General features: G+C 67.9%; 12 protein-coding genes. 5 read left to right on the top strand and 7 right to left on the bottom strand.

The window, feature by feature from the left end:
* The first annotated feature begins 41 nt into the window (after positions 1 to 41).
* Positions 42 to 788, top strand: coding sequence for a hypothetical protein (locus KEG38_RS08730; RefSeq protein WP_272418651.1), 747 nt, complete (start codon positions 42 to 44; stop codon positions 786 to 788).
* Here KEG38_RS08730 and KEG38_RS08725 read toward each other — a convergent pair.
* From KEG38_RS08725 to KEG38_RS08715, 3 genes are all read right to left on the bottom strand, one after another.
* Complete coding sequence (locus KEG38_RS08725; protein ID WP_272418650.1) at positions 762 to 1,412, bottom strand: hypothetical protein; 651 nt, start codon at positions 1,410 to 1,412, stop codon at positions 762 to 764. The genes KEG38_RS08730 and KEG38_RS08725 overlap by 27 nt on opposite strands.
* On the bottom strand, positions 1,409 to 2,677 hold the full coding sequence (locus tag KEG38_RS08720; RefSeq protein WP_272418649.1) for a hypothetical protein: 1,269 nt from the start codon (positions 2,675 to 2,677) through the stop codon (positions 1,409 to 1,411). The genes KEG38_RS08725 and KEG38_RS08720 overlap by 4 nt, the downstream gene beginning before the upstream one ends.
* Before the next feature lie 153 nt (positions 2,678 to 2,830).
* Positions 2,831 to 3,244 carry a SpoIIAA family protein gene (locus tag KEG38_RS08715; protein ID WP_272419260.1) on the bottom strand — a complete coding sequence of 138 codons (414 nt, stop codon included), beginning with the start codon at positions 3,242 to 3,244 and terminating at the stop codon, positions 2,831 to 2,833.
* Between the two features lie 297 nt (positions 3,245 to 3,541).
* Between KEG38_RS08715 and KEG38_RS08710 the strand changes: the two genes are divergently transcribed.
* From KEG38_RS08710 to KEG38_RS08700, 3 genes are all read left to right on the top strand, one after another.
* Complete coding sequence (locus KEG38_RS08710) at positions 3,542 to 3,886, top strand: helix-turn-helix domain-containing protein (protein ID WP_272418648.1); 345 nt, start codon at positions 3,542 to 3,544, stop codon at positions 3,884 to 3,886.
* Between the two features lie 240 nt (positions 3,887 to 4,126).
* On the top strand, positions 4,127 to 4,468 hold the full coding sequence (locus KEG38_RS08705; RefSeq protein ID WP_272418647.1) for a helix-turn-helix domain-containing protein: 342 nt from the start codon (positions 4,127 to 4,129) through the stop codon (positions 4,466 to 4,468).
* A 70-nt stretch (positions 4,469 to 4,538) separates the two neighbouring features.
* On the top strand, positions 4,539 to 5,453 hold the full coding sequence (locus KEG38_RS08700; protein WP_272418646.1) for a phosphoinositide-specific phospholipase C-related protein: 915 nt from the start codon (positions 4,539 to 4,541) through the stop codon (positions 5,451 to 5,453).
* A gap of 54 nt (positions 5,454 to 5,507) precedes the next feature.
* On the opposite strand, the gene KEG38_RS08695 is transcribed toward KEG38_RS08700, so the two are convergent.
* The 4 genes from KEG38_RS08695 to KEG38_RS08680 form a co-directional block, all read right to left on the bottom strand.
* Positions 5,508 to 6,767, bottom strand: coding sequence for an MFS transporter (locus KEG38_RS08695; protein ID WP_272418645.1), 1,260 nt, complete (start codon positions 6,765 to 6,767; stop codon positions 5,508 to 5,510).
* 80 nt (positions 6,768 to 6,847) lie between these two features.
* Positions 6,848 to 9,424, bottom strand: coding sequence for an alpha-glucan family phosphorylase (gene glgP / locus KEG38_RS08690; protein ID WP_272418644.1), 2,577 nt, complete (start codon positions 9,422 to 9,424; stop codon positions 6,848 to 6,850).
* 41 nt (positions 9,425 to 9,465) lie between these two features.
* Positions 9,466 to 10,095, bottom strand: a complete 630-nt coding sequence (locus KEG38_RS08685; RefSeq protein WP_272418643.1) for a DsbA family oxidoreductase — start codon at positions 10,093 to 10,095, stop codon at positions 9,466 to 9,468.
* Positions 10,088 to 12,046 (bottom strand): L,D-transpeptidase, encoded by a 1,959-nt coding sequence (locus KEG38_RS08680; RefSeq protein ID WP_272418642.1) that lies wholly within the window; start codon positions 12,044 to 12,046, stop codon positions 10,088 to 10,090. Before KEG38_RS08680 ends, KEG38_RS08685 begins: the two co-directional genes overlap by 8 nt.
* A 132-nt stretch (positions 12,047 to 12,178) precedes the next feature.
* Here KEG38_RS08680 and KEG38_RS08675 point away from each other — a divergent pair, with 132 nt between their 5' ends.
* A complete protein-coding gene (locus tag KEG38_RS08675; RefSeq protein WP_272418641.1) occupies positions 12,179 to 12,754 on the top strand; it encodes a hypothetical protein in 576 nt (191 codons plus the stop codon).
* Position 12,755: the final 1 nt, after the last annotated feature.

Below are 12,755 nucleotides of genomic sequence, written 5' to 3'. Positions count from 1 at the left end.
GGAAAGCCCGAGCAAGAACGAAGGCGTGCTAGGCTTCGAAGGTGAACTTTCTCCTGCACAGGCACCTCGCGGAGGCGCATACGGGCTCACGCGCGGCGGGCGCGGGCGCGATGCTGCCGGACCTCTGGCGAATGGCGGACAGGCGCGTGCGGCCGTGCCGTCCCGTCGAGATGGGCGGCTTGCTCGGAGGCCGGCTCGCGGAGGTGCTCGTGGGGATCCGGCACCACGTGGCGGTCGACCATTGGTTTCACGGCGATCGCGTCTTCCTCGAAGGGGAGAAGCTCGTCGCGGCGCGCATTCGCGAGGCACAGCTCGAGGCGAAACGAATGGGGCTGCTCGCGCACGTCACGTGGGAGATGTGCCTGGACGGCGCGCTCCTCCGGCGCGCGGGTTTCGAGGCGACACGCGCGGCCCTCACGGAGGGGTTTTTGGCGATCGAGGGCGATTTCGAGCCCGCCGCGACGATGCACCATTTCGGTACGCACGAGCGGACCGCGGAGGAGCGCGCCGCGTTCGACGCGCGGATGAAACGGCTCCGCGCGGAAATCGAGCGGGGGCCGTGGATCGAAGGGTATCAATACGGCGAGGGGGTCGCGATTCGCGTCTCCGGGGTGCGCGCGCGGCTCGGGCTCGCGCCGCTCGACGCGGCCGATCACGCGCGGCTCGGGCAGGCGCTCGACGGCGTGGCGCACGAGGCCGACGCGATTCTGGAGGAGATCCTGCGAGCACCCTCGCCCCTCGGCGATGGACGAGTCCGGCCCTCAGCGGCGCTTGCGCTTGGGGCCTGATCTCCGGAACGGGAAACGAAAACGCGGCTTTTGATCGATCCGTTCGCCCTCGCGGAGCCACGCGAAGGGGTCGGCGAAGCCGGCCATCCAGGGCAAACGCTTGTAGGCGAGGAAGACGAGCTCGCCGCCGCGGATGCCGGCGTCGAGGCGATCCTGCCAGGCACCGAGGAGCCGCGGATCGAGATCTGGGTTCGTCGAGAAAAACGAGCCTTCTTCGATGCGCTCGGGAAAGCGGAAGCAGACGCCGCCGGAGACGCAGACGGGGTGAAAGAGCGTGGCGGCGATCCGCGCGATGGCCCCGGCGCGCTCGCCTTCGGGGAGCGCAAGCACGTCGAGGCTGTCTCGCGAGACGATGACGAACACGAACGAACGGCCCTCGACGATCGAGAGGTGGAGGTCGTCCACGTCGTATTCGTGGCGCAGAAAATCCGGCGCGGCCTTGGTGGCGCGATGGACCAGGCGCCGGACGGGACGGGCGGCGTCGTAAGGGCTTTTTCCCTGGGCAAACAGGGTGCGGGCCCAGTGCCTCGATTCGGCGAGGGCCTGGCCGGGCACGTCGGCGCGGCCGTCGAGATCGTCGAAGCCCTCGGATTGCGCGGTTTCGATGTCGTCGAGCCATTTCATGAGATTCGCCTCGCAAAACGACGAAAAAACGAGCGGATGCGGTCGCGCGCGGTTTCACGGGGCGGCGATGCCTCGCCGTTCCGGTATCGCCGCACGATCTTCTCGACCCGAAATCCCTCGTCCGGGAGAAACTCGACCCAGACGAGGCCCCAGAAGACCTTGAGGATGTCGTGCTTGGAGGAGAGGACGCCGACACCGCCACAATAATAACGCGTCGTGCCGCCGTGCGAGAATTCGAGGCACGCCTCGTATCGGTTGAGGCCGGGGCTCACCTTACCGTCGGGCAGGCGGGTATGCGAGGGCGGGTAGGTTTTTCCTTCCACGACCGGGCCGTCCACGAGCGCCGCGGAGAGGCGCTTTTCGCCGACCTGTATCGTCTTCGACAAACCCGCGCGAGGCTCCTTCTCCCAATCGGCGACGAGGGGCTTTTCGCCGTTGCCCTGATCCGGATCGGCCCAGACGACGAGCATGCGCGCCTCGCCCGGCGCGCCGATCTGCGCGAGCATGCCCCGCACGAGGCGCACGATGGCCTGGCACTCGCCCGAGGCGGCGACGTAATCGACCATCGGCCAGGCGCCGCCGACTTCGTTGAAATAACGCGGGTGGTCGTACTCCGCGGGCACGTCGGGGTTCGGGAGGAGAGCGTAATACGGGAATCGGCGCAGGAAGCTCTCGACGATGGCGTGCGGATCCAGGCTGTTCGCCTGCTTCGCCCATTCCACGGCCTTCGCCACGCGCCGCGGGGTCGCGCCGTCTTCCTTGTAGGGCGCGATGGGCGTGGAGCGCGGCGGCCCCATCGTGACGAGCATGGGAATGGATGTGACGGCGGGCGCGACGATCGCGGCCTCGGACGCGGACCAGCGCACGTCGAACGAGAGATCGTCGAGCTTGCGCGCAAGCGGATTGTCGGATACGAGCGTGATCACCGACGTCCCGGGAGAGACCGGAAGGGTTTGTCGAAATTGGATCCCTCCCGGACCCTCGCCCTTCAGGGTGGCGGGGCCAGGCAGCACCGCGGCCGCGTCGAGGGTGAGCGAAAGGCGGACCTTTTCGCCGAGGGTATGGCTCACGGGGACGTGGGACGCGGGCGTCCATTCGGGCTCGGGGCAGTCGTGATCGGAAAAGCGCCAGCCGCTCGGCTCGTCGCAGCCGCGGAGCGTGCCGTGATCGGAGTCGACCCGGATCGATTCGATTCGAATGGTGCTTTCCGGCCTCGGCGCGGACGTATCCCATCCGCGCGGCGGCGCGCCGCTCGGCTCCCCCACGATGGCCTCCCGGGGCGCGAGGCCAGACCGGAAGAGCCACAGGCCTCCGGGCCGCTACGCCGCCCTCACGGGAAACCTCCGGTCGAGCCCCCCCGATCGTCAACTGCCGGGAGGGCGGGCCGAGCTGCGTTTGCGAATGCGGAGAATTCGAAATCAGCGAAGGGCGGCGTGTTTCTTCCGCTCGGCTTCGAGGTAAGCGCGGCCTTCCTCGGCGGTATCGAAGAACGCGAGCGGCACGCCGTGCCTGAGGAGCGCGTCCGTGGCGCGGTTCAGCATCGTCCCGAGGACACGCACGGGGAAGGACGCGCCGACGGCGGCGACGCCGCGGATTGCCTTGGCGCCCTTGGCCTCGCGGACGGCCCAGACGCGCGCGTCGCGCGTCACGGAGATCGAGTGCGCCCTGTCGAAGAGGCAATAGACCGCGGGCTCGTCGCGGCTCATCTCGTCGATGCGCGCGTAGAGGGCCTTCATGTCGTCCCGCGTGACCTCGCCGGTCCAGCGCACGACGAGGATCGCTCCTTCTCGTCGGGACCCGTGCGCCCCCATCCGCTCGAAGCCGGCATCCATGTTCGCCACGACGGAACGAAGATACACGCTCGCACGTGGTGATGGAAGGAGGCCGGTCCCCTGACGAACAATGTCCTACCACTCACAATTCGCGCGTGACGAGTTCGTCCAATGGATGCAAGATGGACGCGTTCGATGGGTTCGGCGCGGCGCGGAGAAGTCGCCGGCGCGCCCGATCTCGCGATCGAGTCTTTCGCAGCGAGGACGGAGAGACGTCCTCGTGAAACCTCAGAGATCCCGGCACAGGAGGGCCGGTCGGGGATCCTTTTTTCCGGGTCGCCCGAGAACCATATCATCATGCCGCGACGAACCGTTCCCGAGCCGTTTGCACTGAAGGTCGGCACCCGTATCCGTGAGCTGCGCAAGGAGCGCGGATTGTCGCTCGGCAAGCTCGCCGACGCCTGTTATCTGTCGAAGGGCCATCTCTCGAGCGTCGAGCACGGGCTCGCCGCCATCACGATCCAGACGATCGAGCGGCTCGCGCTCGGCTTCGGCGTGCCCCCGCTCTACCTGCTCACGTTCGCCGCGGACGACGAGCGCGCGAAGACGGCGGAGCTGCTCCGCGAGATGTCGAACGCCGACGTGCGCAAGATCCGCCGCCGGATCCAGGAGGAGACCGGCATCCGCGTCAAGCGCAGCTAGGACAAAATTCGTCCCACCGTGCCCCGCGCGCCGCGTCACGGCGCGTCGGGCACGGTAGGACGTAAAACGTCCGATCGAGGACCATTTTTTGATTCTCCGTGCGTCCGAGGACGTGCATGATGGCTGGCCCCGTGAGATCCGGCCGATTCACGCGGGGACTTCCATTTCGACGAACTTACGACTTGCCGGCGTGTTTCGCCGGTCGGGCCGCGCTTTTTTGGCCCGAGAAAGACGAGGACCATGCCCCGACGATCCGTTCCCGATCCGTTTGCGATGCAGGTGGGCGCCCGTATCCGTGAGCTGCGCCTCGAGCGAAACATGTCCCTCGCCGCCCTCGCGGACGCGAGCGCACTGTCGAAAGGCCACCTCTCGAGCGTCGAGCACGGGCTCGCCGCCATCACGATCCAGACGATCGAGCGCCTCGCGCTCGGCTTCGACGTGCCGCCGCTCTACATCCTGACCTTCCCGGCCGAGGACGAGCGCGCCCACGTGGCGGAGCTCCTGCGGCAGCTCTCGAACGCCGACGTCAAGAAGATCCGCCGGCAACTCCAGGTGGATCTCGGCATCAAGAAGGCGCGCTGAGGGGGTTTGGGGGCATAGCTCGGCTCTGCCGAGCGGAGCCCCCAAGCGTCGAACGCTGTACTTCTCGCAGGTGACGATCCCGTGTACGCTCGCGGGCGTGCACGGGACACGCTTTTCGCTTCACGCTTTGCTTTGGACCGCTTCCTTCGGGCTTTTCGCCTGCGGCTCCGGGGATCCGGCGAATCCGGACCCGGGGCCCGAAAAGCCCCCACCGCCCTCCGAATGCAACGGCCGCGCAGAGCTCTGCGACAGGCCCTTCGATGCGGTGGCGTTCCCCGCGACGCACAATGCCATGTCCTCGTTCGAGCTCGGCTGGGCCGCGCCGAACCAGAACTTCGGCATGAAACGCCAGCTCGAAGACGGCATCCGCGCGATGTTGATCGATACGCACCGCTGGAACGAGGATCTCTATCTCTGCCACTCGATCTGCGAGCTCGGGCATACGCTCCTCGTGGACGCGCTCGTCGAGATGCGCGTCTTCCTCGACGCACACCCACACGAGGTGGTGACGCTCATCATCCAGGACGGCATCACGCCCGACGAGACGGCGGGCGTGTTCGAGAAAGCCGGGCTCGCAGGTCGCACGTACGCGCATGAGGACGGAGCCCCCTGGCCGACGCTGCGGGAGCTTTTGCTCGACGGAAAGCAGCTCGTCGTGGGCGCCGAGGACGAGGGGCCGCCGCCCGCGTGGTATCACCACTTCTGGGACATCGCCTGGGACACGCCGTATTCGTTCGAGAGCGTGGAGGACTTCAACTGCGCGCCGAATCGGGGGACGCAGGGGAACGATCTGTTTCTCTTGAACCACTGGATCGGGCCGCTCCCGACGCCCGAGCGGGGCGAGACGGCGAACGCGTACGAGGTGCTGTCGGCGCGGGCGAAGAAATGCCAGACGGAGGGCGGGCAGATCCCGAATTTCGTGGCCGTCGATTTTTACGATCTCGGCGCGCTGTTCCAGGTGGTGGACGAGCTGAACGGGTTTTAACAGCGGTACGCGGCGGCGTGCCGCTCACCATACCCCGTCTCCCCCCTGACTCCCCTACCCCTGCTCCGAAGCCAGCGCCGCCTGCTTGTGCAACATCAACGCGACACCGAGCAACATCGCCGCCCCGGCCGCGGCGCCGAGAAACGGTGAAATCGGCGCCACGCGGTTGTACATGAAGCCCCACGTGACGGGCCAGATCGTACGCGCCCAGCTCCCCGTCGATTGCGCATAGCCGAGCACCGTGCCCCGCTGGTCCTCCCGCGCGAACTTCGACGCCAGCGACGAAATGGACGGGTTGTTGATGGCCACGCCCACGCCGATGAGGACATTCGCGAGGACCATCATCCACGAATGCATCGAGAACGCCGCGAAGAGCAAGCCCGCGAGCATGAGCGCGGCCGCACACTCGACCAGCGTGAGCTCGCTGAAACGCGCCGAGAGGCGCTTGATCAAAAAGCCCTGGATCACGACCCCGGATACGCCGAAGATCGCGAACATGTAGCCGACCTGCTCACCCGTCCACCCGAAACGATCATGCGAGAGGAGCGGGAACGCGACGTTCAGGACCGTCATGGCCATGAACGTCAAGAAATACATCTGCAGGATCGTGACGACGCGTTTGTCGGAGACGATTTCCGTGAAGGTCGCCTCCTTCCGGGGCTCGTCCCGCGTGGGGCCACGATAGGCGTCGTGCCCGCCGCGCTCGGGCTCGCGCACGGGACGCGTCTCCGGCATGAGCGCCGCCGCGAGGATCAGGTCGGCCAGGGCCATCACGGCCGCCGCGATCGGCGGCGCCCAGGTCGCGATCTTGGCCGTCATGCTGCCGATCACCGGCCCCATGATCATCCCGAGCCCGATCCCCGCCCCGAGCCGCCCCATGGCCGCCGCGCGATCCTTTTTGTCCGTCACGTCCGCGATGGCCGCCTGACACGCGGCCAGGTTGCCCGCCGTCGCCCCCGCGAGCACACGCGACACGAACAGGCACCAGAGCACCTGGTAGTGCACCGCCGCCGCGAAGAGCACCATGCTCGCCGCATTGCCGAGCAGGCTCAGCACGATGACCAAACGCCGGCCGAACCGATCGGACAAACGCCCGAGGTACGGCGTCGCCAGCGCCTGCGCCAGCGAATAACTGCTGATCAGCATTCCCGTGACGGTGCCCGACCACTCTTCGGACACCATCGGCTTCACGTAAAACGGCAAGAGCGGAATCGTGATCCCGAACCCGACGAGGTCGAGGAACACGGTCAGGACGACGACGAAGAGAACGCGGTCGCGCACCTTCTCGCGCGAGGCCGCTTCGGCGGTGGACATGGCTGTATCTGGCATCGGGAGGGACGTGAGGGGGCGCCCTACCCATGCCAGAAAGCCAGGCGCGTGTCACGCGAAAATGTCTAATGCCAGCGGACGAGGCGCGCCGCGTAACGATCCGGCAAGGACTCGTGCGCCGGGATGACGCGGACGCCGAAAGCGTGCTCACCGCTCTCGTCGGTGGGAATTTCGCCCTCGAAACGATGGCGGCCGCCGCCGAGATCCGCCGCGTGACGCATCGGAGCCGCCTCCGCGCCGCGGAGCGAGCCGTTCGGGCCCGGGCGACCATAATAAAGCTCGACGACGACGTCGCTCGGCGAGAGGGCGCCGAGGTGGATCTCCGCCGCGACGCGCAAAGGCTCGCCGCTCGGAAGGCGCGAGGGGCCGAGCTGCGCCACGGAATCGACACGTACGGAGCCCCAGGCGGCGCGCACGCGGGCCTTCCATTCGCAGGCGGCGCGCGCCGCGAGGAGGCCGTCCTCCGTCAAGCGGCGATGTCGCGCGAGGGCAGGCTCGTAATACCTTTCGGCATACTCGCGCACCATGCGGGTCGTGTTGAACGCAGGGCCGATCGTGGTAATGCTGCGCTTCATGCGGGCGATCCAGCTCCGCGGGAGGCCGGAAGCATCACGCTCGTAATAAAGCGGGACGATGTCTTCTTCGAGCAATCGATAGAGGGCCTGGGCCTCGACGTGGTCGCCGTGGCCGGTGTCCGCGTACTCCTCGCCGCGGCCAATGGAAAACCCATTGTCGCCCGCATATCCCTCGGGCCACCAACCGTCGAGGATGCTCGCGTTGAGCACGCCGTTGAGGCCGGCCTTCATGCCGCTCGTGCCGCTCGCTTCAAGGGGCCTGCGCGGGGTGTTGAGCCAGACGTCGACGCCCGCGACGAGCGTGCGCGCGACGCCCATGTCGTAATCTTCGACGAAGACGATGCGGCCGCGGAAAGGCTCGGCCATGCCCGCGCGCACGATGTCGCGAATGAGCTCCTTGCCGCCCCAGTCCTGCGGATGCGCTTTGCCGGAAAAGACGAGCTGCACCGGGCGATGCGGCTCGTGGAGGATCCGCGCGAGGCGCGCCGCGTCGCGGAGGAGGAGCGTGCCGCGCTTGTACGTCGCAAAGCGGCGGGCAAACCCGATGGTGAGCGCCTTCGGGTCGAGGAGGCGCTCGATCCGCGCCGGATCCTCGGCGCGCCCCTTCTGCGCGGAAATGGCGGCGAGGCGGGCGCGAATCTGCTTCACGAGGCGCTCTTTGCGGCGGCCGTGCGCGGCCCAGAGGACCTCGTCGGGGATTTCGGCGATTTTCGCCCAGACGCCGGGTTCGGCGGCACGTTCGAGGAAATCGGCGCCGAGGTAACTCGCATACAGCAAGGCGAGCTCGCCGTCGAGCCAGGTGGGGACGTGGACGCCGTTCGTGACCGAGCCGATCGGGACTTCGTCTACCGGGAGGCCAGGCCAGAGGACGCTCCACATGGCGCGCGCCTCGCGGCCGTGGAGCATGCTGACGCCATTGTAACGGTCGGCCATTCGAATGGCGAGGACCGGCATGGAGAACTCGCTGCCGGGACGATCGGGCTCGACGCGGCCGAGGCGCATGGCCTCCTCGGCCCCGAGCCCGAGGCCCTCGCCGAGGACCTTCAGATACGGGAGAGCGAGGTCGTGCGCGAATGCGTCATTTCCGGCCGGCACGGGGGTGTGCGTGGTGAAGACGTGGCCCGCCGCGGCCGCCTCGGACGCCGCGACGAAAGGCGCTCCCGTGCGCCCCATGAGCTGACGGACGCGTTCGAGCGCGAGGAACGCGGAATGGCCTTCGTTCATATGGCAGACGCGCGGCTCCTGGCCGATGGCCGAGAGGAGCCGGACGCCGCCCACGCCGAGCAGGACCTCCTGGCAGATGCGGTGCGCGCGGTCGCCGCCGTAAAGGGTATTCGTGAGCGCCCGATCCTCGGGCGGGTTTTCGGGGATGTCGGCGTCGAGCAAATAAAGCGGGACGCGGCCGACCTGCGCGCGCCAGGCCTGGAGCTTGACCTCGCGCCGGCCCGCCCCCGCACGTGCGGGGAGCTCGACGGAGGTGACCACGCGACGGCCCTTTTCGTCGTTCACGGGCGAGACGGGCAAATCGTGCCAGTCGTTCGGCGGATATCGCTCGTTCTGCCAGCCCTCGATATCGAGGCTCTGACGAAAATACCCCTGCGAGAACGCGATTCCCACGCCGACGAGCGGCAAGCCGAGGTCACTCGCGCTCTTCAGGTGATCGCCGGCAAGGACGCCGAGGCCCCCCGAATACACGGGCAAACACTCGTGGATGCCGAATTCCATGGAGAAATAGGCCATGGTGCCGCGCGACGCTGCGTTTTTGCCGTATTTTCGGTCGAACCAGGTGGAGCGGTCGAGGTAATCCCCGAGGGAGCGCTCGACCGCGGAGAGAGCCCGGAGATATCCGTCGTCCCGCGCGAGCTCATCGAGGCGGCGCTGCGAGGCGAGCTTGAGCAGGAGGATCGGATTGTGCGCGACACGCTCGTAGAGCTCGGCGTCCACGCGCCCGTAGAGCTCACGCGCGGCCGGGGTCCACGTCCACCAGAGGTTTTGCGCAATCGTGACGAGTGGCGCGAGCTCCGGCGGGATCGTCGGGAAGATCTGGTACCGGTGGACCGTGAACATGGGCGCACCCTAGCCGGAGACCTCCCGGAAGGCGAGCCCGGTCAATCGCAGTGGCCGGCTCCGTCCGCATTGAGAATGCCGGATCGGAGGAACACTTCGAGGCGGCCACGCTCGCCCATACCGACGAGGCGTGCCCCGCGCGGCGAGACGAGCACCGGGATTCTCCGGTCGAACGGGCCCTGCTCCCATTCTTTTTGCCAGGTCTCCAGGGTCTTTTTGTCGTTTTCCCCGACGATGAGCTCGGGCAAACCCGCGACACGGCGGAGCTCGTCGAGCACGCACGAGTCGGAGATGTCCCGGGCGTGAACCCACAAGGCCCGATACAGAAGCGTCTTCAAGGACTCCGCGCGGGCCGGGTCGTGCCGGCGAGCGGCCGCGACGAGGAGCGTCGCCCGCTCGGTGTTCGGCCGCGCCGGCGGCGTGCTGATGCTGACGGCGGGCTCGCGTTGCCGCACGGAGAGGACCTCGCGCTGGAGCTCCTCACGCTCGGGGGTCGTATTCTTCGCAGGAATGGGAAGGTGCGGCATGTGGCGGATGCCGCGCCATTCGACCTTGCGCTCCGCACAGAGCTCCAGGAGCCGCTCGTTCTGCGCGTGGCAGAATGGGCAATTGAGGTCGCCGTAAAATATGTACGGCGCGCCCGAGGCCGCGCCCTGGGCCGGCTCATTCATGAACGATCACCGTGGTCCCCTCCCCGAAATCCTCGCCTGCGTTCACCGCATGCCAGCCCTCCGGGACGGGCGGGTCGGTCCAGAGGAAGACGCGGTGCGCGTCCACGGGGGAGAGATTGACGCAGCCGTGGCTGCGCGGCGTGCCGAAGACGTCGTGCCAGTACGCCGTGTGGAGCGCATATCCACTCTCGAAATACTGGATGTACGGGACGTCGCGGAGCTGGAACGTGCCCTCGCCGCGGCGCCGCGTGACGCCGTACTCGCCGTCGCCCTTCGTCGGGATCTTCTCGGCGCCCCCGGCCGCAGGGGCGGGTTTGCCCTTTGCAGCGCCGGGCTTCGCGGCGGCCGGCTTCGCCGCAGGTTTGCCGCCCTTCGCGGCCGCCTTGGGATCGGGCTTGCCGCCGGGTTTTGCATTCTTATCGCCGGCCTTCGGCGCCGCGGCCTTGCCGCCACCGTCGGGCGAATGCGAGGCGGCGACGGTCGTGACCTTGGCGCCGCCCACGCTCGAGCCCTCGTTCGAGTCCATGGTGGCCGTGATGTGCTTGTTGCGAATCTTGAAGACGCCGCGGACCGTGGCCGTGGTCTTCTTGGGATCGTCGAGGCCAGCTTTGCCCGTGGAGACGAGCGTCGCGTAAATGGGGCGCTTGCCCTCCCACATCACGAAGGTCTGGTTCGTGATGGAGATCTCGATCCATTTCTTGCCCTTTTCGGCGTCCTCGGGGAACGAGGCGGGCGGGACGGCGAGGCCGACGTCGAGCTGGCTGAGCCAGCGTTTGTCCTTGGTGCGGTAATACTTGACGCCCTCGACGGTCTTCATGGTGCCGGCGAGCGCGTGGACGCTGCGCCATTCGACGTCGACTTCGGGAATGGCCTTGCCCTTGGAGATGCGATACGTCTTGGCGCCCTGCGTGCGGACGAACGCGAGCGGGAGCGAGAACTCGTCCGTGAGCTCGAGCCCATGCCAGGGCGAGCCGAGGTCGGGCTTGATCTTGGTGTTCGGCGCGAGGCGCAGATCCGTGGTGATCGCGAAGCGGCGATTGAGGTTGTCCTCGCCCGTGGGGAAGGAGCCGATGAGCGAGAGGCCGGTGTGGCGACGCGCGCGGTCGGCGAAGACGGCGAAATCAGGGACCTTGAAATCGCTGATGTTGGGGATGAGGCGTTTTCCGCCTTCGAGCCAGAAAGGAATGGGATCCGCGTCGCTCTCGCCGCCGAGGAGCTGGCCGAGTGCGAGCTCCTGCGAATTTTTGCCGAGGCCCATTTCGCCGATGTGCTTGCCGGGAACGGGGACGCCACGATCGTCGATCGGCACGTCGGGCGCGCCGAGGACGACCTGGTTCACCGTGGCCTCGTTCTGCTTGTACCAGTCGAGGTGCTCCTGGAGCTTGAACTCGGAGTCGTACTGCTGCTTGGCCGTGGGGACCTTGACGTACAGGGGGAGGACGGCCCGGACGAACGCATATCGATACGGGAGCGCGGCCTTGAGGTCCGGGCGCTTGGCGGCGGCCTTGAGGATGGGATTTTCGAGGTCGGTCGTGGCCTCGTCCCCGGCGCAAACGAAGCCCTTCGGGTGAATCTCGTACCAGCCGCCCGGACAACCGGCCTTGCCGACAGGCTCTTCCGAGCGGGCGACCTTGGCCCCGACGCGCAGGTAGCCGAGCTTTTTCGCGGTGTCGCGCGGCTCGGCGTAGACGGTGGTGACGAACGCCGTGATGCCGAGGAGCGGTTTGTCCGGAGGCGGCGGGGGCTCGGGAACCGCGTTCTGGCCCTGGACGGCAGGCGGCGGCGCAGCCGCGTCGTCGGGGACGCCGCCGTCGGTCTGCGCGGCCGCGCCGGGGCGCTTGCAGCCGAGGGCGGTGAGGGCCGCGAGAACGGCGAGGGTGAAGGCGCCGAGCCGCGCGCGGCCCGAGCCCACAAAAAGCGAGGGAGCGGAGAGGCGAGCGCGCGGGATCATGGGGGATGGATGCCAAAAGATGCGGCCGGATGCAAAGGGAAGGTGCGGGGAGGACGGAGAACGCTCGGCCCAAGGTGGGATGCGACGTACTTCCGTGCGCCGTCGCGCCGTGCGAGGCTGCGCGCCCGAGCCATGATCGACGTGAGCGTGCCTTGCCCATGTGGAGCGGACGTCTCGTTCCAGCACACCGCTTGCCCCGCGTGCAAGACGCCGGTGTCGCGGGCGCTGCGCGACGACCTCGAAGCGCGGCTGGAGCGCGCGCACACCGAGTACGGCGAGGCGAAACAAAGCATGCGCCGGTCGGCGACGGTGCTGTTCGTGGGCGGCGCGTTGTACGTCGTGCTTGCGCTGTTCGTCTTTTACCTGGCCCGGAGTGTCGAGACCGTGTCGACCTCGATCGATTCGTGGGCGGACACGCTCCCCCTCCTCGCGAACGGGGGCCTCGGCCTGCTGCTCATCACCTGCGCGGCCTGGTCGCGTCGATCCCCGAACGCGGCGTTCGCGGTGGCGCTCGGGATCTGGCTGCTCTCGCAGATCCTCGGGTACGTGGCCGCGCCGGCCCTGTTTTTCCTGGCGTTCATGTCCGCCAGCGGGATCGCAGAGATCTTCGCGAAGGGGGGCCTGCTGGTCTCGCTCGTCCGAGGGCTCCTCGCGGCGGGGCGCGTGGACGCAATTCGAGCGGAAGTGGCGCGTGGAGCGGCCGCTTGAG

Source organism: Polyangium jinanense (genome assembly GCF_028435265.1).
In the GTDB taxonomy this organism is placed as follows: Bacteria; Myxococcota_A; Polyangia; order Polyangiales; family Polyangiaceae; genus Polyangium; species Polyangium jinanense.
Note: the sequence above shows the minus strand (reverse complement) of the source record. Positions and strands in the feature narration are given on the sequence as shown.

Excerpts from the sequence above, each read along its gene's own strand:
- KEG38_RS08710 (WP_272418648.1), top strand. The coding sequence starts at position 3,542 with ATGCCGCGACGAACCGTTCCCGAGCCGTTTGCACTGAAGGTCGGCACC.
- glgP (WP_272418644.1), bottom strand. The coding sequence starts at position 9,424 with ATGTTCACGGTCCACCGGTACCAGATCTTCCCGACGATCCCGCCGGAG.
- KEG38_RS08685 (WP_272418643.1), bottom strand. The coding sequence starts at position 10,095 with ATGAATGAGCCGGCCCAGGGCGCGGCCTCGGGCGCGCCGTACATATTT.
- KEG38_RS08680 (WP_272418642.1), bottom strand. The coding sequence starts at position 12,046 with ATGATCCCGCGCGCTCGCCTCTCCGCTCCCTCGCTTTTTGTGGGCTCG.
- KEG38_RS08675 (WP_272418641.1), top strand. The coding sequence starts at position 12,179 with ATGATCGACGTGAGCGTGCCTTGCCCATGTGGAGCGGACGTCTCGTTC.
- KEG38_RS08715 (WP_272419260.1), bottom strand. The coding sequence starts at position 3,244 with ATGGATGCCGGCTTCGAGCGGATGGGGGCGCACGGGTCCCGACGAGAA.
- KEG38_RS08695 (WP_272418645.1), bottom strand. The coding sequence starts at position 6,767 with ATGTCCACCGCCGAAGCGGCCTCGCGCGAGAAGGTGCGCGACCGCGTT.
- KEG38_RS08705 (WP_272418647.1), top strand. The coding sequence starts at position 4,127 with ATGCCCCGACGATCCGTTCCCGATCCGTTTGCGATGCAGGTGGGCGCC.
- KEG38_RS08725 (WP_272418650.1), bottom strand. The coding sequence starts at position 1,412 with ATGAAATGGCTCGACGACATCGAAACCGCGCAATCCGAGGGCTTCGAC.